Source organism: Sulfitobacter sp. L-8, assembly GCF_056859255.1.
Genome location: NZ_JBSXOD010000056.1, coordinates 229,982 through 250,421 on the forward strand (window position 1 = coordinate 229,982; position 20,440 = coordinate 250,421).

The 20,440-nt window shown below is 59.7% G+C and carries 21 protein-coding genes; 19 read left to right on the forward strand and 2 right to left on the reverse strand.

Features of this window, described 5'->3' with window-relative positions; genetic code table 11:
• Positions 1-2: 2 nt before the first annotated feature.
• Entirely contained in the window at positions 3-1,355 is a 1,353-nt protein-coding gene (glmU, locus tag AC13DE_RS17800) for a bifunctional UDP-N-acetylglucosamine diphosphorylase/glucosamine-1-phosphate N-acetyltransferase GlmU (RefSeq protein WP_483048595.1), read from the reverse strand.
• A gap of 118 nt (positions 1,356-1,473) precedes the next feature.
• Between glmU and AC13DE_RS17805 the strand changes: the two genes are divergently transcribed.
• A complete protein-coding gene (locus AC13DE_RS17805; protein WP_446295570.1) occupies positions 1,474-2,145 on the forward strand; it encodes an HAD-IA family hydrolase in 672 nt (223 codons plus the stop codon).
• A 1-nt stretch (position 2,146) separates the two neighbouring features.
• Positions 2,147-3,340 (forward strand): DegT/DnrJ/EryC1/StrS family aminotransferase, encoded by a 1,194-nt coding sequence (locus tag AC13DE_RS17810; RefSeq protein WP_483048596.1) that lies wholly within the window; start codon positions 2,147-2,149, stop codon positions 3,338-3,340.
• 91 nt (positions 3,341-3,431) lie between these two features.
• Here the strand turns inward: AC13DE_RS17810 and AC13DE_RS17815 are convergent, their stop codons facing one another.
• Positions 3,432-3,902 carry a pyridoxamine 5'-phosphate oxidase family protein gene (locus tag AC13DE_RS17815; protein WP_483048597.1) on the reverse strand — a complete coding sequence of 157 codons (471 nt, stop codon included), beginning with the start codon at positions 3,900-3,902 and terminating at the stop codon, positions 3,432-3,434.
• A gap of 143 nt (positions 3,903-4,045) precedes the next feature.
• Here AC13DE_RS17815 and AC13DE_RS17820 point away from each other — a divergent pair, with 143 nt between their 5' ends.
• From AC13DE_RS17820 to nuoF, 17 genes are all read left to right on the forward strand, one after another.
• Complete coding sequence (locus AC13DE_RS17820; RefSeq protein WP_483048598.1) at positions 4,046-5,209, forward strand: isovaleryl-CoA dehydrogenase; 1,164 nt, start codon at positions 4,046-4,048, stop codon at positions 5,207-5,209.
• Between the two features lie 3 nt (positions 5,210-5,212).
• Complete coding sequence (locus tag AC13DE_RS17825; RefSeq protein ID WP_483048599.1) at positions 5,213-5,635, forward strand: DUF1622 domain-containing protein; 423 nt, start codon at positions 5,213-5,215, stop codon at positions 5,633-5,635.
• A 52-nt stretch (positions 5,636-5,687) separates the two neighbouring features.
• Positions 5,688-7,154: an AMP-binding protein gene (locus AC13DE_RS17830; RefSeq protein ID WP_483048854.1), complete on the forward strand. Its 1,467-nt coding sequence runs from the start codon at positions 5,688-5,690 to the stop codon at positions 7,152-7,154.
• A gap of 43 nt (positions 7,155-7,197) precedes the next feature.
• Positions 7,198-8,802 carry a carboxyl transferase domain-containing protein gene (locus tag AC13DE_RS17835; protein ID WP_483048600.1) on the forward strand — a complete coding sequence of 535 codons (1,605 nt, stop codon included), beginning with the start codon at positions 7,198-7,200 and terminating at the stop codon, positions 8,800-8,802.
• 93 nt (positions 8,803-8,895) lie between these two features.
• Positions 8,896-10,845, forward strand: a complete 1,950-nt coding sequence (locus AC13DE_RS17840) for an acetyl/propionyl/methylcrotonyl-CoA carboxylase subunit alpha (RefSeq protein ID WP_483048601.1) — start codon at positions 8,896-8,898, stop codon at positions 10,843-10,845.
• The gene (locus AC13DE_RS17845) at positions 10,842-11,507 is read left to right on the forward strand and encodes a glutathione S-transferase family protein (protein ID WP_483048602.1); all 666 of its coding nucleotides are present in this window, start codon (positions 10,842-10,844) and stop codon (positions 11,505-11,507) included. The genes AC13DE_RS17840 and AC13DE_RS17845 overlap by 4 nt, the downstream gene beginning before the upstream one ends.
• Before the next feature lie 53 nt (positions 11,508-11,560).
• Complete coding sequence (locus AC13DE_RS17850) at positions 11,561-12,418, forward strand: hydroxymethylglutaryl-CoA lyase (protein ID WP_483048603.1); 858 nt, start codon at positions 11,561-11,563, stop codon at positions 12,416-12,418.
• The gene (locus AC13DE_RS17855) at positions 12,418-13,203 is read left to right on the forward strand and encodes a crotonase/enoyl-CoA hydratase family protein (RefSeq protein WP_483048604.1); all 786 of its coding nucleotides are present in this window, start codon (positions 12,418-12,420) and stop codon (positions 13,201-13,203) included. The genes AC13DE_RS17850 and AC13DE_RS17855 overlap by 1 nt, the downstream gene beginning before the upstream one ends.
• Positions 13,204-13,514: 311 nt before the next feature.
• On the forward strand, positions 13,515-13,880 hold the full coding sequence (locus tag AC13DE_RS17860) for an NADH-quinone oxidoreductase subunit A (protein WP_446297274.1): 366 nt from the start codon (positions 13,515-13,517) through the stop codon (positions 13,878-13,880).
• On the forward strand, positions 13,871-14,407 hold the full coding sequence (locus AC13DE_RS17865; protein ID WP_446297273.1) for a NuoB/complex I 20 kDa subunit family protein: 537 nt from the start codon (positions 13,871-13,873) through the stop codon (positions 14,405-14,407). The genes AC13DE_RS17860 and AC13DE_RS17865 overlap by 10 nt, the downstream gene beginning before the upstream one ends.
• A 9-nt stretch (positions 14,408-14,416) precedes the next feature.
• Positions 14,417-15,022: an NADH-quinone oxidoreductase subunit C gene (locus AC13DE_RS17870; RefSeq protein ID WP_446297272.1), complete on the forward strand. Its 606-nt coding sequence runs from the start codon at positions 14,417-14,419 to the stop codon at positions 15,020-15,022.
• Positions 15,022-15,195, forward strand: coding sequence for a hypothetical protein (locus AC13DE_RS17875; RefSeq protein WP_446297271.1), 174 nt, complete (start codon positions 15,022-15,024; stop codon positions 15,193-15,195). The genes AC13DE_RS17870 and AC13DE_RS17875 overlap by 1 nt, the downstream gene beginning before the upstream one ends.
• Positions 15,192-16,418, forward strand: a complete 1,227-nt coding sequence (locus AC13DE_RS17880; protein WP_483048605.1) for an NADH-quinone oxidoreductase subunit D — start codon at positions 15,192-15,194, stop codon at positions 16,416-16,418. The genes AC13DE_RS17875 and AC13DE_RS17880 overlap by 4 nt, the downstream gene beginning before the upstream one ends.
• Positions 16,419-16,499: 81 nt before the next feature.
• Entirely contained in the window at positions 16,500-17,777 is a 1,278-nt protein-coding gene (locus AC13DE_RS17885; protein ID WP_483048606.1) for an NADH-quinone oxidoreductase subunit E, read from the forward strand.
• A 38-nt stretch (positions 17,778-17,815) separates the two neighbouring features.
• Positions 17,816-18,802: an endonuclease gene (locus tag AC13DE_RS17890; RefSeq protein ID WP_483048607.1), complete on the forward strand. Its 987-nt coding sequence runs from the start codon at positions 17,816-17,818 to the stop codon at positions 18,800-18,802.
• Between the two features lie 31 nt (positions 18,803-18,833).
• Positions 18,834-19,061 (forward strand): DUF5337 domain-containing protein, encoded by a 228-nt coding sequence (locus AC13DE_RS17895; protein WP_446297267.1) that lies wholly within the window; start codon positions 18,834-18,836, stop codon positions 19,059-19,061.
• An 11-nt stretch (positions 19,062-19,072) separates the two neighbouring features.
• On the forward strand, positions 19,073-20,368 hold the full coding sequence (gene nuoF, locus AC13DE_RS17900; protein ID WP_446297266.1) for an NADH-quinone oxidoreductase subunit NuoF: 1,296 nt from the start codon (positions 19,073-19,075) through the stop codon (positions 20,366-20,368).
• Positions 20,369-20,440: the final 72 nt, after the last annotated feature.

Below are 20,440 nucleotides of genomic sequence, written 5' to 3' on the forward strand. Positions count from 1 at the left end.
GATTAGCTCCCTCTTTGTTGTTTGGCCTTCTTGGCCTTTAACATTTCAATCAGTTTTCGCGCCATGCCAGGTTTCTCTACCTGCGGTGCCCGTGCCAGAGCCAGGGCGTCGGCCTCTACATCGGATGTGATAACCGATCCTGATCCGGTCATGGCCCCATCGCCAATGTGAACGGGGGCCACCAGCATGGTGTTGGATCCGATAAAGGCCCGGGCACCGATGTGGGTATGGTGCTTCATCACGCCGTCATAGTTGCAGGTGATCGTCCCGGCACCGATGTTAGCTTTGGCACCGATGGTGGCATCGCCGATATAGCTAAGGTGGTTGACCTTGGCACCTTCGGCAATCTGCGCATTTTTGACTTCGACAAAATTACCGATGCGCACATCTTCCGACAGCTCCGCGCCGGGGCGCAGGCGTGCATAGGGGCCGATGATACCACCGCGCGCGACATGACAGCCCTCAAGATGGCTGAACGCCCGAATCGTCGCGCCGGATTCAATCGTTACACCGGGGCCAAAGACAACGTTGGGTTCGATCACCGTATCGCGGCCAATGTAGGTGTCGCGGGCAAAGTAAACCGTTTCGGGGGCCATCAGGGTAATCCCGTCCTCAAGCATGGCCGCCCGGGCGCGCGACTGAAATGCAGCATCAGCCGCAGCAAGATCTGCGCGCGAATTAACGCCCATGGTCTCGGCTTCGTCGCAGGTGACAGCGGTGGCTTTCAGACCGCGTTCCCGCGCGATTGCCACGATATCCGTAAGGTAATATTCTTCCGACGCATTGTCATTGCCCACTGCGTCAATCAGGTCGAAAAGAAGGTTGGAGTTGCACGCAATTACGCCGCTATTGCAAAGCGTTATCGCGCGCTGTTCATCGGTGGCGTCCTTGAATTCGACGATCCGATCCAGCGTGTTTCCCTGCATGATCAACCGACCATAGCGCGCGGGATCGGCGGCTTCGAACCCCAGAACCACAACATCATTGTGGGTCAGGGCCGCGCACATTTCCTCGAGCGTTTCGGTCCGAACAAAGGGCGTGTCACCATAGAGCACGATCGCAGTCCCATCAAAGCCTTGCAGGGCTTCGCGGGCCTGACCCACAGCATGTGCGGTGCCTAGCTGCTCGGGCTGGACGACCACATGCGCCTCTTCGTCAAAGGCCGTGGCCGCGGCGCTTACCAAATCGGCACCGTGCCCTGCGACCACGACAGTGCGGGCCGGTGACAGGGCGGCACCCGATGCCATTGCGTGTTCCAACAGCGGGGCGTGCGCGATGGTGTGTAACACCTTGGGTAATTCCGATTGCATCCGCGTGCCTTTGCCAGCGGCCAACAGGATCAGCGCAACTTCCATGTGTAATCTCTTTAATCAATTAGTGCAGGCTCTCTTTACCTTGTTGGTTATTTTGCGCAAGGCTATCAACCATCAAAGAACATTTCGTGCTGCAACAACTTCCAGCAAAGGAACGCCGATGAAAACGGTAGTATTCGATCTCGACGGGACTTTGGCAGATACCAGTGGTGATTTGATCGCGGCGGCAAACGCGTGTTTCCGCGCAATGGGCGAAGGCGATGTGTTGGATGCGCGTACCGATGCCGGTACCGCACTAAAGGGCGGGCGGGCTATGCTGCGCCTCGGTCTGGACCGTCTTGGCCGCGGCGACGACCAAGCGACGATCGATAAATACTACCCCCTGCTTCTCGAGGCATACGCCCGCGAGATCGACACCCATACCGTGCTTTACCCCGGCGCAATGGCCGCGGTCGAGGCGTTGAAAGCGGCCGGATATCGCGTGGCGGTCTGCACGAACAAACCCGAGGCGCTAGCCCACACGTTGTTGTCGCGCTTGGGCGTGCGCGAAGCCTTTGGCGCGATGGTAGGGGCCGATACACTGGCGATACGAAAGCCTGACCCGGAGCATCTGTTCGAAACAGCACGGCGTGCGGGGGGCGATCCGGCGATGTGCCTGTTGGTTGGCGACACGGATACCGATCGCAAAACCGCCACCGCTGCGGGGGTGCCATGTGTGTTGGTGTCCTTTGGCCCTTCGGGTGCAGATATGGCCGCCCTCATGCCCGATGCCTTGCTGGACGACTATGCTGATCTGCCCGAGATCGTGACGCGTCTGATTGGGGCAGCCTGACGTGTCAGAGGTGTTCAAAGGCAGTTTTACCCAACAAGAACCCATCCCGGAAGACGCCATCGCTGCCGCGGTGGCGGTGATGCGCCACGGGCGTTTGCACCGTTACAACACTGCTGACGCCGAGGTGTCGGAAACAGCACTGCTTGAACAGGAGTTCGCGGCTTCGGTTGGTGCGAAATACTGTCTTGCCGTGGCATCGGGCGGGTATGCAATCGCTACGGCATTACGCGCCGTCGGCATTGGGCACGGCGACCGGGTTTTATCCAATGCCTTCACGCTGGCCCCGGTGCCCGGTGCGATTGCGGCAGTGGGCGCTGTGCCTGTGCTGGTCGAGGTGACAGACAAGCTGGTGATCGATCTGGATGATCTTGCGACGAAGCTGGACAAAGCGAAGGCGCTGTTGCTTAGCCATATGCGGGGTCATATCTGCGATATGGATGCGCTGATGGCGCTGTGTGATGCTGCGGGGGTCACCGTCATCGAAGACTGTGCCCACACGATGGGCGCGGCATGGCGATCGACCCCATCGGGCCGTCATGGGGCCGTGGGATGCTATTCATGCCAGACCTACAAACATGTCAATGCAGGCGAAGGCGGGTTGCTGGTCACCGACGACCCCGAGATCGCGGCTCGGGCGATACTGCTTTCGGGTTCCTACATGCTTTTCGATCGGCATCTGGCCAGCCCTCCCGCTGCGGCGTTCGAGAAGCTGAAATACGAAACGCCCAACATTTCAGGCCGAATGGATAATCTTCGGGCGGCGATCCTGCGCCCGCAGCTTCGCGCCCTGGACAGTCAGGTTGCCCGGTGGAATGAACGCTATCACACACTGGAGAAAGGAGTGCAGCACACCCCCGGTTTAACCATAGTTGCACGGGACCCGAATGAACATTTTGTCGGTTCATCGTTTCAGTTTCTGTTGCGCCAATGGACCACAGCCAAGGTCCATGACGTATTGTCACGATGCAAGAAACGCGGAGTGGAACTCAAGTGGTTCGGCGCGGCCGTGCCATCGGGATATACCAGCAGATATGACAGCTGGCGCTATGCCGACATCACGGCATTGCCAAAAAGCGACCATATACTGGCCGGACTTGTCGACATGCGGGTCCCTTTGACCTTCAGCATAGACGATTGCAGTTTAATCGCTCGGATCATCCGCGAAGAGGTATCTTCGGTTTTTCAGCAAAGCTAGGCATCGCAAAGAGCGTTATATCGGTGCTCTTTTCGACCCACGCAGCAGGAACCGTCCAAAGACGCCCTGCTGCGCTGCCGCCCAGGTGGCTTCAGAACCGCAAGGTACCATGTTCGCCCAGATCGGGTTTCTGGTCGGTCATGTTGGCTTTGCCGATCTCATACAGGAACGAGATGCTGCCACCGGTGGTCCAGACTTCCGCCTCGGTCAGGTCCATGCGTACAAGCTGAATGTCGTCATCCTTGCGCCCGTCCTTGAACCAGGCAGAGGCAACAGCTGACCACAGCTCGTCAAGCTTTTCTTCGTCTTTCACGGCCTGAATACGCCCATCGATGCGCGCGTAAAGATGTTCGTCCTTGCTTGTGACGATGTATTCAGCCGAAGCGCCCGTTTGCGCGGATTTTGCCAATTCGGTCCCGTTTGCGGTGATAAACCACAATACCTTGGCATCGCTGTCGACATAGTGGCTCATCGGGATTGCCCGCGCAGTGTCAGCGGCCAGCATGCCGGTGCGCGTGTCATCCAACCGATCCCAGAATTCTTTTGCTAAAGAAGTGCTCATGATATGCTTAACCTTTTAATGTGTTCCGGGAAAACAACGAAGGTCGACGCCGGGTGGTTCCGTGCACACTGACAATCGCTTGACTGGATGTATGTAGCGTGTAAAGTAATGAACAACTGTTCAATAAACTCTGGGAGGGGCGCATGTTCAACGCCAGCATGAAATTCGATTTGGGCGATGACGTGAATGCGCTGCGCGAGACGGTGCACCGCTGGGCGCAGGAGCGGGTAAAGCCTATGGCGGCGGACATTGACCTGAAAAACGAGTTTCCCCCCACATTGTGGGAGGAGATGGGCAGTCTTGGATTGCTTGGCATGACCGTAGAGGAAGAGTTCGGCGGATCGGCTATGGGGTATGTCGCGCATACCGTCGCGGTCGAGGAAATCGCGCGGGCATCGGCATCGGTATCGCTGTCATATGGTGCGCATTCCAACCTTTGCGTTAACCAGATCCGCCTGAACGGCACACCCGAACAAAAGGCAAAGTTCCTGCCGGGGTTGTGTTCCGGCGAACATGTCGGTGCGCTGGCGATGTCTGAACCCTCTGCGGGCAGCGATGTCGTGTCGATGAAGCTACGCGCCGAAAAGCGCAACGACCACTATCGTTTGTCTGGTAATAAATACTGGATTACCAACGGCCCGGATGCCGACACGTTGGTGGTCTATGCAAAGACCGACCCCGATGCCGGATCAAAGGGCATCACCGCCTTTCTGATCGAGAAATCCATGAAAGGTTTCACCACCGGCCCGCATTTCGACAAGCTGGGGATGCGCGGATCAAACACCGCCGAGCTGATCTTTGACGACGTCGAGGTGCCGTTTGAAAACGTGCTGGGCGAGGAGGGGCGCGGCGTGCGCGTCTTGATGTCTGGTCTTGATTACGAACGGGTCGTATTGGCGGGCATCGGGCTGGGGATCATGGCCGCATGTCTGGACGAAGTCATGCCCTACATGGCAGAGCGCAAGCAGTTTGGCCAACCCATCGGAAGCTTCCAGCTTATGCAGGGCAAGATGGCGGACATGTACACTGCGATGAATTCGGCGCGGGCGTATGTCTACGAAGTTGCACGCGCCTGTGATCGTGGGGATGTCACCCGCGCCGACGCCGCCGCCTGTTGTCTGTATGCATCGGAAGAGGCAATGAAACAGGCGCACCAGGCGGTGCAGGCTATGGGCGGGGCGGGCTATCTGTCTGATAACCCCGTTGGCCGTATCTTCCGCGACGCCAAGTTGATGGAGATCGGGGCCGGCACGTCGGAGATCCGGCGCATGCTGGTCGGACGTGAAATGCTGGCAAGCATGGGGTAGAGAATGGAAAACACGACGCAGGCCGTGGATGGCTTGATTGCTCTGGAACTTGAAGGCGGGCTGCTGCACGAATCGTTCGGCTGGTTGGTCAGCCTTCTCGAGGCGGCCGCCGCCCTGATTGATCTGTTCGCCATCGCAATCCTGCTGATCGGCGCGGGCCGATTTATCATCGGTGTCCTTATCGCGGAACTTGTGCGACGCGGCCCGGAGCGCGTGCGCCAGACCAACCGCGAGCGCATCGAACTGGGGCGCTATATCTTGGCCGGGCTGGAACTGTTTATTGTTTCCGACGTTATTCACACGGCCCTTTCATTGCGGTTCGTCGATCTGATGTTCCTGCTGCTGTTGGTGATCATCCGGTCGATCACCTCGTATTTTCTTGACCGAGAGCTCGAGCAGGTCAAACAGGAGCTTAGCCGTGATTGACCGGGGTCTGCCCGGGTTGGACAGCTCCGGATGCTGGGCTGTTCCCGACCGGATGAATATGGCGACGCAGTGTCTGGCGCACGATGCCAACAGGGTCGCGATCATTGATCTTACGGGTGCGGCGCGGCGCGATGTCAGCTTTGGTGAATTGACCGTTATGGTTGATGGCTTGGCGCGGGCCCTGCGGCAGCGCGTACAGGCAAACGACCGCGTTGGCGTATTGCTGAGCCAAAGCCCGTGGTGCGCGGCGGCACATCTGGCTATCTGGAAAATAGGCGCAATTTCAGTACCTTTATTCAAACTGTTCAAGCATGACGCGCTGGCATCCCGGGTGCAGGATGCGGGAATCACGCTGGTGTTGACCGACACCGAAGGGCGCGACCTGTTGGGGGATTTGGCGCAGGCGGAAATGGCCGATAGTTTTGGCATCGCCGGCGACCCTGTCGCAACTGCCGACACCGGGCCCGAGGATCCGGCTGTGCTGATCTATACATCGGGCACCACAGGCACACCCAAGGGTGCTGTGCACGGGCATCGGGTCTTGACGGGCCATCTGCCGGGCGTATCCCTAAGCCACGATATCCTGGGGCAGGATGGCGATTGTTTATGGACGCCGGCCGATTGGGCGTGGATCGGCGGATTGTTCGACGTACTGATGCCCGGGCTGGCGCTTGGTGTGCCGGTGGTGGCGGCACGGTTGCCGAAATTCTCCATAGAAGCTTGTGTGCAAATCATTCGCGATGGCGATGTGCGCAACGTCTTTTTCCCGCCGACCGCGCTGCGGATGCTCAAGGCTGGGGCGTGCAGCATAGCGGGGCTGCGTTCAGTCGCATCGGGCGGCGAGCCACTGGGGGCGGAGATGCTGGCGTGGGGGCAAACCGCGTTTGGCCTGTCGATCAACGAATTCTACGGGCAAACCGAATGCAACATGGTGGCATCCAGCAGTGGCACACAGTTTCCACCGCGCCCGGGCTGTATCGGCAAACCGGTGCCGGGTCATGACGTCGCGGTTTTGGACGCCGACGGTACCCCTGCGCAAGGCGAAGGCGACGTGGCCATCCGCAAAGGGTCGGCGTCAATGATGCTTGGCTATTGGCAGCGCCCCGAAGAAACTGCGCTAAAATATCGTGGCGACTGGATGCTGACAGGTGACCGCGGGATGTTCGACGGCGAATATCTGCGGTTTGTAGGACGCGAGGATGACGTGATTACCTCGTCAGGGTATCGCATTGGACCTGCCGAGATCGAAGATTGCCTGCTGACCCATCCCGATGTGGCAACCTGCGGTGTCGTCGGCAAGCCTGACCCGCTACGTACCGAGATCGTCAAGGCATACGTGGTGCTGAAGGAAGGGGCGACAGTTGACGCAGAAACGTTGCAGACATGGGTGAAAACCCGGCTCGCCAGCTACTCTTATCCACGAGAGGTGGCCTTTCTCGATGCGTTGCCGATGACCGTGACCGGCAAGGTCATCCGACGCGAGCTGAAAGCCCGCGCGATGTCTGAAACCAGCCAATGACAAGCCCGTTCGCCGACAGATATAACCGACCAAGGAGACCTAAATGAAGCTTATTTCGCAGGCGTTACCCTCATCCGAAAGCTTCAGGGCCAACGAGGCCGCGCATCTGGCGGCCTTGCATACCATCCGCGAAGCGGCGGATGCGGCAGAGCTTGGCGGCGGCGAGAAGTCGCGGGCGCGCCATGTCAGCCGCGGCAAGATGTTGCCGCGCGAAAGGGTCGCCAACCTTCTCGACCCCGGATCGCCGTTCCTTGAGGTCGGTGCGCTGGCGGCGCACGGGCTCTATGGCGGGGCCGCCCCAGCGGCGGGTGTGATCGCGGGTGTCGGCAAGGTGCAGGGCATCGACTGCATGATCGTGTGCAACGACGCGACGGTGAAGGGCGGCACCTATTTCCCGATGAGCGTCAAAAAACACCTGCGCGCCCAAGAGATCGCCGAGGAAAACCATCTGCCCTGCATCTATCTGGTCGATAGCGGTGGCGCCAACCTGCCCAATCAGGACGAGGTCTTTCCCGACCGTGACCACTTTGGCCGGATTTTCTACAATCAGGCGCGGATGAGCGGTAAGGGCATTCCCCAGATCGCTGTGGTCATGGGATCATGCACCGCGGGCGGGGCCTATGTGCCCGCGATGTCGGATGTGTCGATCATCGTGAAAGAGCAGGGCACGATCTTTTTGGCCGGTCCGCCGCTGGTCAAGGCCGCCACGGGCGAGGTGGTCAGCGCCGAGGATCTGGGCGGCGGCGATGTGCATACCCGTCTGTCAGGAGTGGCGGACTATCTGGCCGAGGATGACGCCCACGCGCTTGCTCTGGCGCGGCGCGCTGTGGCGGGATTGAACCGCGCGGTGCCGATGAACGTGCAATGGCAACCTTCGGAAGAACCGGCCTATGACCCGGCCGAGATGCTGGGTGTCGTGCCCGCCGATGCCCGCACACCCTATGACATTCGCGAAGTCATCATGCGGCTTGTCGATGGCAGCCGGTTCGATGAATTCAAATCGCGCTTCGGCGAGACGTTGGTCTGCGGTTTCGCCCATGTGAAAGGCTGCCCCGTCGGTATCATCGCCAACAACGGCGTATTGTTCTCGGAATCCGCCCAGAAAGGCGCGCATTTCGTCGAGCTGTGTTCGCAGCGCAAGATCGCGCTGGTCTTCTTGCAAAACATCACCGGCTTCATGGTCGGTCGCAAATATGAGAACGAAGGCATCGCGCGCCACGGGGCCAAGATGGTGACGGCGGTGGCATCAACCAATGTGCCGAAGATCACCATGCTGGTGGGCGGGTCGTTCGGGGCCGGTAACTATGGCATGGCGGGACGCGCCTATTCGCCACGGTTTATGTGGACATGGCCGAATTCGCGCATTTCGGTCATGGGCGGGGCGCAGGCAGCCGGCGTTCTGGCCACGGTAAAACGCGACGCGATCGAGCGGGCGGGCGACAGCTGGACCGAGGAAGAAGAGACCGCGTTCAAGCAGCCCACGATTGATATGTTCGAGAAACAGTCGCATCCGCTTTATGCGACCGCGCGGCTTTGGGATGACGGGGTGATTGATCCGCGCCACAGCCGCGAGGTGCTGTCTCTTTCACTGCGCGCCAGTTTGAACGCACCGATCGAAGATACGAAATTCGGTGTGTTCCGCATGTGAGGGGGCTTGGAGAGACTTTCCGGGGGCCAGCCCCCGGACCCCCGGAGTTTGTCTGGCAAAATGAAGATGAGAAGGTTTTGAGGGAGCTGCGCGATGTTTGATACGATCCTGATTGCGAACCGGGGCGAGATTGCGTGCCGGGTGATGGAAACGGCGCAAGCCATGGGCGTGCGGTGTGTCGCGGTCTACTCTGACGCGGATGCCGAGGCAAAACATGTGCAGATGTCCGATACGGCGGTTCATATTGGCGGGTCTGCCCCTGGGGACAGTTATTTGCGGGGTGACGCGATCATTCGGGCAGCCCAGGAGACCGGGGCACAGGCGATCCATCCGGGATATGGTTTTCTGTCCGAGAACCCCGATTTCGTGGAGGCCGTCGAAGCGGCGGGGTTGGTATTTATCGGACCGTCGGCAAAGGCCATTCGCGCGATGGGGCTAAAGGATGCTGCCAAGGCATTGATGGTCGAGGCGGGTGTGCCGGTGGTGCCGGGATATCACGGGGCCGATCAGGATGACACGCTGCTGGCGGCAGAGGCGGACAGGATCGGTTATCCGGTGTTGATCAAGGCGGTCGCCGGGGGCGGTGGCAAAGGCATGCGGCTTGTCGAGGAGGCGACCGGTTTTCAAGCCGCGCTCGACAGTGCGCGGTCCGAGGCGAAGACTGCCTTTGGCAACGCCGATGTGCTGGTCGAGAAGTTCGTCACCAAGCCGCGTCATATCGAGGTTCAGGTCTTTGGGGATGGGTCGCGGGCGGTGCATCTGTTCGAGCGCGATTGTTCGTTGCAGCGTCGCCACCAGAAGGTGATCGAGGAAGCCCCGGCACCCGGCATGACCGACGAGATGCGCGCGGCGATGGGGCGGGCGGCGGTGACCGCGGCCGAGGCTATTGGCTATGCCGGGGCGGGGACCATCGAGTTTATCGTGGATGGTTCCGACGGTCTGCGCCCGGACGGGTTTTTCTTTATGGAGATGAACACCCGGTTACAGGTAGAGCATCCGGTGACCGAAGCCATCACGGGGGTTGATCTGGTGGAATGGCAACTGCGTGTGGCGGCAGGAGAAGGACTGCCGTTGCGTCAGGAGGAATTGCAGGTCAACGGCCATGCCTTTGAAGCGCGGTTATATGCAGAGGATGTGCCGAAGGGGTTTTTGCCGGCGACGGGGACATTGACACACCTGATCTTTGACGAACGCTGTCGCGCCGATAGTGGGGTTCGCGCCGGCGACACGATCAGCCCTTTTTACGACCCGATGATTGCAAAGGTGATTGTACACGGGCCGACCCGCGACGTCGCCCTTTCGAGGTTGCGTACGGCGCTGCGTCGATGCGAAGTCGCGGGGACTGTCACGAACCTGGCATTTCTGGGCGCACTTGCCGCGCACGAAAGCTTTGGCGCGGGGGATGTGGACACGGGGCTGATCGGGCGCGATATCGACGCACTCACGGTGCCGCCTCGCGTGCAGCCGCATCATGTTGCATTGGCGGGGATGGCGGCACTTGACCTGCTTGAGCCTCGATCGGACGCCGGGTTTACCCTGTGGCACCCGTTGCGCCGTCAGGTAGGATTGAACTGGCAGGATGAGGATCATTTCGTGCATGTGCAGGTATTGTCGCCAGATCATCAGCTATGGCAGATCGGCGACGAAGAGATTGTCGCGCGGCGTGTCGCAGGGCGCTGGTCTGTCGGGGGGCAGCCGGTGCCACGGGTGGCCAAGGCAGGGGATCGGGTGACCGTTTTCGCCGACTATGGGATAAGTTTTGCGGTCATAGATCCGTTGGCGCGTGCCGCCGGCGGGTATGGCGATGGCAATCTGATCGAGGCACCGATGCCGGGGCTGGTGCGGATGATCGATGCCAAGGTGGGGCAGGCAGTGGAAAAGGGCGTTCGTCTGGCAATATTGGAAGCGATGAAAATGGAACATAGTCTGCTGGCAGCGCGGAGCGGGATTGTTGCCGAGGTTCTGGCTGCGGCCGGGGATCAGGTGGAAGCCGGGGCAGCGTTGGTCCGGCTTGAAGCCGCACCGGACGAGACCCCGACATGATTACCTTGCACCACGTCGAACAGACCCGTTCCATGCGTACGCTTTGGCTGCTGCACGAGCTGGACGTGCCTTTCGAGGTTTCGATCCACGCTTTTGACAAATCCCTGCGCGATCCGGGTTATCTGGCCATTTCTCCGGCCGGCCGCGTGCCGTCGCTGGAGATCGAGGGGGAGCGGATGTTCGAGACCGGTGCGATCGCTGAATATCTGTGTGAACGGTTCAGCCCGGATCGGCTTGGCCGGATGCCGGGGGCGCCGGACCGGATGGCCTGGTTGGTATGGATACATTTCGCAGAGACCATTTCGCAGCATTGTGCGGCACTGACCCAGCAACATGTGGCCCTGCGCGAGGACACCATGCGCAGCCCGATCGTGATGAAGCTGGAAGCCGCGCGGATCGTGAAATGCTATGATGCGCTGGAAGCGCGGCTTGGTGGCGGGATCGTTCAGCAGGATCACCTATTGATGAGCGGCTTTACCGCGGCGGATGTGAACGTGGGTCAAGCGGTTTATATGGCACGGTTTTTTGCGAAGCTCGATAACCATCCGAATGTTGCCGCCTGGTATGACAGGATCACCGATCGCGAAGCGTTTCGCAAATCACTGCCCAAAGATGTACCATTGTTCGATCAGGCATTCTTTGAGCCTTGGCCGGTCGAATGAGGCCGGGGTTGGAATCTTGAGTTTATTTGGCAAAATGAATGGGAGGGGTAGGGATGGACAACGGCTTTTGTGAGATTTTCGAAGTGGGGCCCCGTGACGGGCTTCAGAACGAGAACCGAGAGATACCGGTGGCGGAGAAAATCGCGTTGGTGGATATGCTGACGCGGGCGGGGTTCTCTCGGATAGAAGTGGCGAGCTTTGTAAGCCCCAGGTGGGTGCCGCAGATGGCGGGGTCGGCTGAGGTTTTAGAGGGGATCACCCGGGGAGAAGGCGTACGCTATGCGGCGCTGGCCCCGAATCTGCGCGGATATACGGAGGCGGTGGCCGCCAAAGCGGATGAAATCGCGATATTTGCCTCTGCCAGTGAAGGGTTCAGTCAGAAAAACATCAACGCAAGCATTGACGAGGCGTTCGAGAGGTTCGTGCCGATCCTCGAAGAGGCGCGGCATGTCGATATCCCCGTGCGCGGCTATGTATCGTGCGTCATCAAGTGCCCCTATGATGGCATCGTGGCCCCGTCAAAGGTGGCCGAGGTCGCGGATCGCCTGTTTTCAATGGGATGTTATGAGGTTTCGTTGGGTGATACGATAGGGGCAGGCACCCCGGACACGATTGCGCGCATGTTGCTGGCGGTGCGCGACGTCGTCCCGGCGGGTCGGCTGGCGGGACATTATCATGACACCAACGGGCGGGCGATCGACAACATAGATGCCTCTCTTTCCCTGGGGGTCCGGGTTTTTGACGCAGCCGTCGGAGGGCTGGGGGGGTGCCCCTATGCACCGGGTGCCGCAGGCAACGTGGCGACCGAGAAGGTCAATGCCCATCTGGCGACGCTTGGCTATCGTACCGGGCTGGATCAGGAGTTGATCGAAGAGGCCGCGGCAATGGCGCGTGCGATGAGGGCTGATTGATGTACGATACCCTGAAGCTGGAAACCGACACGCGCGGGGTGGCGACGCTGACGCTTGCGCGCGAACCGAAGCATAATGCCATGTCGGCGCAGATGATCGCAGAGCTTACCCAGGCCGCGGCGGCGTTGGCGGCGGATGACGCCATACGCGTGGTGGTGTTGACCGGTGCTGGCAAAAGCTTCTGTGCGGGCGGCGATCTGGGCTGGATGCAGGCGCAACGCGACATGGATCCAGCGACACGATCGGCTGAGGCGGGCAAGCTCGCGGCGATGTTGGGTGCTTTGAACACCTTGCCGAAACCGCTGATCGGGCGTGTGCAGGGCAATGCGTTTGGTGGGGGGGTCGGCATGGCCTCGGTTTGCGATGTAGCGATCGGAGTGGACACGTTAAAGATGGGCTTTACCGAGACCAGGCTCGGCATCATCCCCGCCACCATCGGGCCTTACGTGCTGGCCCGTATGGGCGAAGGACGGGCGCGGCGCGTATTCATGTCGGCACGCCTGTTCGGCGCAGTCGAGGCCGTAGAGCTGGGCCTGCTGGCGCGTGCCGTCCATGCGGACCAGCTGGATGAGGCGATCGAGGCTGAAGTGACGCCATATCTGTCATGTGCCCCCGGTGCCGTGGCGGCCGCCAAGCAGCTGGCGCGTGATCTGGGCCCGCGCATCGATACGCAGGTGGTCGACCACACCATCGCGGCACTCGCGGCGCGTTGGGAAACCGACGAGGCCGCTGAAGGAATCGGGGCGTTTTTTGACAAACGCACGGCGGCTTGGGTTTCGGGGTAATCGAACTGGATTAAACCTGGAGACTCCACGACCCCCTTTCCCAGACGCGAGAGGACACCGCCGCGTCGATCACCTCCGGACATTCGTTCCCCAGGCCAAGGTTCCGGTAGCGCGACGCGTTGAATGCAACCGGTTCACAAGGAGGTCGATCGCCGAGCGAGAAGGGGCATTTGGTGCCCTGAAACGGGGTGATGCAAAAGTGGCGGGCTCGGTTGACCCTGACGGGACAGCGGAGTAAACCGAGCAGAGCCGATGGTGCCGATTGGCTGACATGGCGCGTGGCGCGTCGCATTCGCAAAAGGAGCTTCCCCTTGGACGACATGATGCGGGAATACCTGCCGATCCTTATTTTCCTAGCCGTGGCAATTGTCCTTGGCATTGTATTAATTCTTGCCGCCGTCGTTTTGGCTGTGCGCAACCCGGACCCCGAAAAAGTGTCGGCCTATGAATGCGGGTTCAACGCGTTCGACGATGCGCGTATGAAGTTCGACGTGCGTTTCTATCTTGTGTCGATCCTGTTCATTATTTTTGACCTCGAGATCGCATTTCTCTTTCCCTGGGCTGTCGCTTTCAAAGACGTGAGCATGGCGGGCTTTTGGTCGATGATGGTGTTCCTGGCCGTGTTGACCGCCGGTTTCGCCTATGAATGGAAAAAGGGGGCATTGGAATGGCAGTAGCAGCCGCCGGGACCTATACGGCCGGAATGGACCGTGACGTGGCCACCCAGAATCTCAATAAAGAGTTGCAGGACAAAGGTTTCCTGCTGACCTCGACCGAAGACATCATCAACTGGGCACGTACCGGATCGCTGCACTGGATGACTTTCGGTCTGGCGTGCTGCGCGGTCGAAATGATGCACACCTCGATGCCGCGCTATGACCTTGAACGCTTTGGCACCGCACCCCGTGCCAGCCCACGCCAGTCGGATCTGATGATCGTGGCCGGCACATTGACAAACAAGATGGCACCCGCCTTGCGCAAGGTTTACGACCAGATGCCGGAACCGCGCTATGTGATCTCGATGGGATCCTGTGCCAACGGCGGCGGGTACTACCACTACAGCTATTCCGTCGTGCGCGGCTGTGACCGGATCGTACCGGTCGATGTGTACGTGCCAGGGTGCCCCCCTACGGCTGAGGCGCTGCTATACGGCATCTTGCAGTTGCAGCGAAAAATCCGCCGCACCGGCACAATTGTTCGCTAAGGGGCTGATATGTCAGAACAACTGAACGAACTGGGTTCTTATATCGAAGCAAAACGCCCCGATTGCATACTGGGGTGGGAAATTGCCCATGACGAGCTGACGATGGATGTGACCCAGGCCAACCTGCCGGGGCTTGTCGAATTCATCAAAAGCGATGCGACCTGCCGGTTTTCGTCGCTGGTGGACATCACGGCCGTTGATTACCCGGGCCGCGCCAAGCGGTTCGATGTGGTCTATCACTTTCTGTCGATGTACCAGAACCAGCGCATCCGTTTGCGCGTCGCGGCACGAGAAGAAGACATGGTCCCGTCGATCGTCGACATCCACCCGTCGGCCAACTGGTTCGAACGTGAAGTGTTCGACATGTTCGGCGTCATCTTTGCCGGCCACCCCGATCTACGCCGACTGCTGACCGATTATGGTTTCCGGGGCTATCCCCTGCGCAAGGACTTCCCGACCACCGGCTATACCGAAGTGCGCTATGACGAAAGCGAAAAGCGTGTCGTGTATGAACCCGTCAGCCTGGTGCAGGAATACCGCCAATTCGACTTCATGTCGCCTTGGGAAGGGGCAGAATACATCCTGCCCGGTGATGAAAAGCCGGAGGCCAAGTAATGGGCGGTATCTGGTGGCTGATCCTTTCTGCCCTAGCGATCATCCCGATGGTCAAGTTACTTCCCTTTTTCGGGATCAATAAATACTGGTCTGTTGCCTGTCTTATCCCGTTCGGGACGATCGCCTTGTTATGGTGGATGGGTGTCAAACTGACCGAGCTGGAGCGTAAATGATGGATGGTACCAAAGGTTTCGACGACGCCCTGACCGGCGAACAGAAAATCCGCAACTTCAACATCAATTTCGGCCCGCAACACCCTGCGGCACATGGGGTTTTGCGCCTTGTGCTCGAGCTGGACGGTGAAATTGTCGAACGCTGCGATCCGCATATCGGCCTGCTGCACCGGGGCACTGAAAAGTTGATGGAAAGCCGGACATATCTGCAAAACCTGCCGTATTTCGACCGGCTGGATTATGTGGCTCCGATGAACCAGGAACACGCCTGGTGTCTGGCCATCGAAAAGCTGACCGGCGTCGAAGTGCCCCGTCGTGCCTCGCTGATCCGCGTGCTCTATTCCGAAATCGGCCGCATCCTGTCGCACCTGCTGAACGTCACCACCCAGGCGATGGACGTCGGCGCGTTGACGCCGCCGCTCTGGGGCTTTGAAGAACGCGAAGACCTGATGATCTTCTACGAACGCGCCAGCGGTGCGCGTCTGCATGCGGCATATTTCCGTCCGGGTGGGGTGCATCAGGATCTGCCCCCTGCATTGCTGGATGATATCGAAGCCTGGGCCGAGAAATTCCTCACCGGCTTCATGGTCGACATTGATCTGCTGCTGACCGAAAACCGCATCTTCAAACAGCGCAACGCCGATATCGGTGTGGTGACCGAACAAGACATTCAGGACTGGGGCTTTTCCGGGGTCATGGTGCGCGGCTCGGGCCTCGCGTGGGATTTGCGTCGCGCCCAGCCTTACGAATGCTATGACGAGTTCGATTTCCAGATCCCGACCGGCGTGAATGGCGATTGCTACGATCGCTACCTCGTCCGGATGGAAGAAATGCGCCAGTCCACCTACATCATCCAGCAAGCCATCGAAAAGCTGCGCGCGCCCGAAGGGCAGGGTGATGTATTGGCGCGGGGCAAGATCACGCCCCCCAGCCGGACCGCGATGAAAACCGACATGGAAAGCCTGATCCACCACTTCAAGCTCTACACCGAAGGGTTCCACGTCCCCGCCGGCGAAGTCTATTGCGCGGTCGAGGCCCCCAAGGGCGAATTCGGCGTATACCTCGTGGCGGATGGATCGAACAAACCCTACCGTGCCAAGCTGCGCGCGCCGGGCTACCTGCACCTGCAAGCGATGGATTATCTCGCCAAGGGTCACCAGCTGGCGGATGTCGCGGCGATCATCGGTACCATGGATATCGTTTTCGGTGAGGTCGACCGTTGAGCCGACCTCACCGTTTCATTTTGCCTAATAAACTCCCGCCGGAGGCGCCCGCCGTTTCCGCAAGAACGAAAGCCTGATCTGATGCTGCGCCGTTTGCACCCTGACCAACCGACAAGCTTTGCCTTTACCCCTGCCAACCAGGCCTGGGCCGAAGCGCAGATCACCAAATACCCCGAAGGCCGTCAGGCCAGTGCCATCATCGCGCTGCTGTGGCGTGCACAGGAACAGGAAGGCTGGCTGAGCCGCCCGGCTATAGAACACGTGTCGGAAATGCTGGGCCTGGCTTATATCCGGGGTCTCGAGGTTGCGACATTCTACTTCATGTTCCAGCTCCAACCGGTTGGGTCCGTTGCCCATTTCCAAATCTGCGGGACCACGTCCTGCATGATTTGCGGTGCCGAAGACCTGATCGCCGTTTGCAAGGAACGTATCGCACCGAAGGCACACCAGATCAGCGACGACGGCAAATTTTCCTGGGAAGAAGTTGAATGTCTCGGGGCCTGCTCCAACGCCCCGATGGCGCAAATCGGCAAAGATTATTACGAAGACCTTACCGTCGACCGTTTTCGCAGCATGATCGACGAAATGGCGGAAGGTCAGGTGCCTGTACCCGGTCCCCAGAACGGGCGTTACGCGTCTGAACCCCTGTCTGGACTGACCAGCCTTGTCGATCATGACAGCGGCAAGACCCAGTATAATGCCAGTGTCCAGTTGGCCGTGGATATCGGCGATACGCTCAAGCGGATCGACGGTACCGAAGTGCCGCTGACTGCACCGTGGCAGCGCGGCGATGAGTCATCGGCCGGGTCGGATGGGGCCGCGCCGGCACCTGTGCGCGATGACAATCTCGGGCCGGCCGGCCCCGACGGGGCGCAGGGCGGACGCACCAGGAGCGAAGAACCGGCACCGCGCAATGTCGGGGACAGTTCGGACAAACGCTCGGAAGCACCCGGCGAGGCGGCGGATGTAGAGGCTGTTGCGAAACCTGAAACCGGCAGTGTCGCGCGGCCGACAAAATCTGCGGTCGGCAAAGCTGCGGTCGCGGCCCCCACGCCCGATAGCGCTGCGGCGGCCGGAAGCCGACCGCAAGTGCTGGACGCGCCAAAGGACGGTGCCGGAGATGATCTGAAATCGATCAAGGGCATCGGCCCCAAGCTGGCAGAGCAACTGAACAGCATGGGCATCTATCATTTTGAGCAAATCGCGAACTGGGGTCCTGAAGAGGTATTCTGGGTCGATCAGAACCTGGAAGGCTTCAAAGGCCGTGCCACCCGTGACAAGTGGGTCGACCAGGCCAAGGTTCTTGTCTCGGATCAAAAAACAGAAATCTCGTCCCGCGCCGAAAAAGATGATATCTAATGTAAGTTGGATCGTTTGATGGCGTGAAAGGGATGGAAATGGCTAACTTGACACAAAAAGAGCAATGTAGACAGAAATGTACGCGGTGGGGGGCTGCGGTTGGGCTGGCTGCCGGGCTGCTGCTCTGGCTGGTATTCGGCTGGGGTTTCATCGTATCGCTCATCTTGGCCATCATTTTGGGTGCCCTTTCGATATTCGCGCTGTTGCGCCAGGTGTGTGACAAGTCATCCGTTGCGGCGACTTCACACGATGCGACAGATCCCTTGGGGTCGCGGGATGCGGCGACGGGCGAACCGGTTGACCAAGCGTCGCCGATCGGTGGGCACGCTGCGCGGGTTGGTTCGGGTAACCCGATCGCGACGTCAGAGCCGATTGCGATGTCGGCAAGTTCGGAAAGTACCGATGCGCTTGCCGCGGCACCGTGGCAGGTATCTGACGATCCAGCGGCAGACGAACCGACTTTGGATGACGCTATTGTTCCCGCTTCGACCGATACCGGTACTGCCACAGCCCCGGTCGGTGGCGCGGCACGCGAAGCGACGGCAGGCACGTCCGAGGCGGCTAAATCCGAAAAGCCGGTATTTTCGGGCATAAAACCAACCGCGACCTTGAAGGGTCAACAGGAACTGGCCTCTCGCAAGGGAAGCTACAGGTATGCAGCACCCAAGCCGGAGGTGGCCGAGCCTGATGACGCATCGGTTATTGCGGATATCACAAAAACGGTCTCGCAAGAGATCGAGACATCCAATGAAAGCGAGGCCAAGCCTGTGACGTTGGATGGGCCGCGCGCGGGCGGGGCAGATGATTTCAAATTGATCAGTGGCGTTGGTCCGAAGATGGAGCAGACGTTAAACGAACTGGGCATCTATCATTTTGACCAGATCGCGCAGTGGGGCCCGCAGGAAGTTGCTTGGGTGGATGCTCGGCTGCGGTTCAAGGGACGGATCAAGCGCGACAACTGGATAGGGCAGGCTGCTGCCTTGGCCGCGGGTGGTGCGGTCGACCCGTCCAAACGCCGTCAGTAGACAGACCTGGATCTGACATGGAACAAAGCAAATGACCCAACAACAAGACATCGCACTGGCGCGCAAGGGCCGTCTGGTCGCCGTGGTGATCGCCGTGACAATATTGCTTTGGATCGCGGCGCAATGGATCGCACCGCAGTTCGGCCTGCCCGGTCGCTATGCGCTGTTGTTCGATTTTGCTGCTTTAGCCGCGTTGGTCTGGGCAATGGTCAATATATATCAGATGAGGCGGGCCCGCGCGGCCAGCCGTGACACATAAAGGTTAGCTTCATGCTTCAGGATCAAGACCGCATCTTTACCAATATCTACGGTATGCACGACCGCACGCTGAAAGGCGCGCAGGCGCGGGGCCATTGGGATGGCACGGCGGGCATCCTCAAGAACGGGCGCGACTGGATCATCGACCAGATGAAGGCGTCGGGTCTGCGGGGCCGTGGTGGTGCGGGCTTCCCCACGGGCCTGAAGTGGTCCTTCATGCCCAAGGAAAGCGACGGTCGCCCCAGCTATCTGGTGGTGAACGCCGATGAATCCGAACCCGGTACCTGCAAGGATCGCGAGATCATGCGCCATGATCCGCACACGCTGATCGAAGGCTGTCTGATCGCCAGTTTCGCCATGCAGGCCAACGCGTGCTATATCTATATCCGTGGCGAGTATATCCGCGAGCGCGAGGCGCTTCAGGCGGCCATTGACGAAGCTTATGATGCAGGGCTGGTCGGCAAGAATGCCTGCAAGTCAGGGTATGACTTCGACATCTACGTGGCCCATGGGGCAGGTGCGTATATCTGCGGCGAGGAAACAGCGTTGCTTGAAAGCCTTGAGGGCAAGAAAGGTATGCCGCGCATGAAGCCGCCGTTTCCGGCGGGCGCAGGTCTTTATGGCTGCCCGACCACCGTAAACAATGTCGAATCCATCGCGGTTGTACCCACCATCCTGCGGCGCGGGCCTGAATGGTTCTCGAGCTTCGGGCGCCCGAACAATGCGGGTACAAAGCTGTTTGCGATCTCTGGTCACGTCAACAACCCCTGTGTTGTCGAAGAAGCGATGAGCATCACCTTTGAAGAGCTGATCGAGAAGCACTGCGGCGGAATTCGTGGTGGGTGGGATAACCTCAAGGCGGTGATCCCCGGTGGGTCGTCGGTACCGATGATCCCCGGCGGCCAGATGCGCAACGCGATCATGGATTTCGATTACCTGCGCGAACAACGCTCGGGGCTCGGTACGGCGGCGGTCATCGTGATGGATAACTCCACCGACGTGATCAAAGCGATCTGGCGATTGGCGAAGTTCTACAAGCATGAAAGCTGCGGTCAGTGTACGCCGTGCCGTGAAGGCACCGGCTGGATGATGCGGGTGATGGAGCGTCTGGTTCACGGCGAGGCACAGCCTGAAGAGATCGACATGCTGCTGGACGTGACCAAACAGGTCGAGGGTCACACGATCTGCGCGCTTGGCGATGCGGCTGCTTGGCCGATCCAGGGCCTGATCCGGCATTTCCGGGATGAAATAGAAGACCGCATCGCGCATAAGCGCACTGGCCGGGTCAGTGCTGTCGCAGCGGAATAGTTTAAATTGCCAGCCCGCCCGGAGTATCGACGCCGTGCCGGCACCCTTAAAGGGGCCGCAGCGATCACTGGG

Coding starts and splice junctions, on each gene's coding strand:
- glmU (WP_483048595.1), bottom strand. CDS start 1,355: ATGGAAGTTGCGCTGATCCTGTTGGCCGCTGGCAAAGGCACGCGGATG.
- AC13DE_RS17805 (WP_446295570.1), top strand. CDS start 1,474: ATGAAAACGGTAGTATTCGATCTCGACGGGACTTTGGCAGATACCAGT.
- AC13DE_RS17815 (WP_483048597.1), bottom strand. CDS start 3,902: ATGAGCACTTCTTTAGCAAAAGAATTCTGGGATCGGTTGGATGACACG.
- AC13DE_RS17820 (WP_483048598.1), top strand. CDS start 4,046: ATGTTCAACGCCAGCATGAAATTCGATTTGGGCGATGACGTGAATGCG.
- AC13DE_RS17825 (WP_483048599.1), top strand. CDS start 5,213: ATGGAAAACACGACGCAGGCCGTGGATGGCTTGATTGCTCTGGAACTT.
- AC13DE_RS17830 (WP_483048854.1), top strand. CDS start 5,688: ATGAATATGGCGACGCAGTGTCTGGCGCACGATGCCAACAGGGTCGCG.
- AC13DE_RS17835 (WP_483048600.1), top strand. CDS start 7,198: ATGAAGCTTATTTCGCAGGCGTTACCCTCATCCGAAAGCTTCAGGGCC.
- AC13DE_RS17840 (WP_483048601.1), top strand. CDS start 8,896: ATGTTTGATACGATCCTGATTGCGAACCGGGGCGAGATTGCGTGCCGG.
- AC13DE_RS17845 (WP_483048602.1), top strand. CDS start 10,842: ATGATTACCTTGCACCACGTCGAACAGACCCGTTCCATGCGTACGCTT.
- AC13DE_RS17850 (WP_483048603.1), top strand. CDS start 11,561: ATGGACAACGGCTTTTGTGAGATTTTCGAAGTGGGGCCCCGTGACGGG.
- AC13DE_RS17855 (WP_483048604.1), top strand. CDS start 12,418: ATGTACGATACCCTGAAGCTGGAAACCGACACGCGCGGGGTGGCGACG.
- AC13DE_RS17865 (WP_446297273.1), top strand. CDS start 13,871: ATGGCAGTAGCAGCCGCCGGGACCTATACGGCCGGAATGGACCGTGAC.
- AC13DE_RS17870 (WP_446297272.1), top strand. CDS start 14,417: ATGTCAGAACAACTGAACGAACTGGGTTCTTATATCGAAGCAAAACGC.
- AC13DE_RS17875 (WP_446297271.1), top strand. CDS start 15,022: ATGGGCGGTATCTGGTGGCTGATCCTTTCTGCCCTAGCGATCATCCCG.
- AC13DE_RS17880 (WP_483048605.1), top strand. CDS start 15,192: ATGATGGATGGTACCAAAGGTTTCGACGACGCCCTGACCGGCGAACAG.
- AC13DE_RS17885 (WP_483048606.1), top strand. CDS start 16,500: ATGCTGCGCCGTTTGCACCCTGACCAACCGACAAGCTTTGCCTTTACC.
- AC13DE_RS17890 (WP_483048607.1), top strand. CDS start 17,816: ATGGCTAACTTGACACAAAAAGAGCAATGTAGACAGAAATGTACGCGG.
- AC13DE_RS17895 (WP_446297267.1), top strand. CDS start 18,834: ATGACCCAACAACAAGACATCGCACTGGCGCGCAAGGGCCGTCTGGTC.
- nuoF (WP_446297266.1), top strand. CDS start 19,073: ATGCTTCAGGATCAAGACCGCATCTTTACCAATATCTACGGTATGCAC.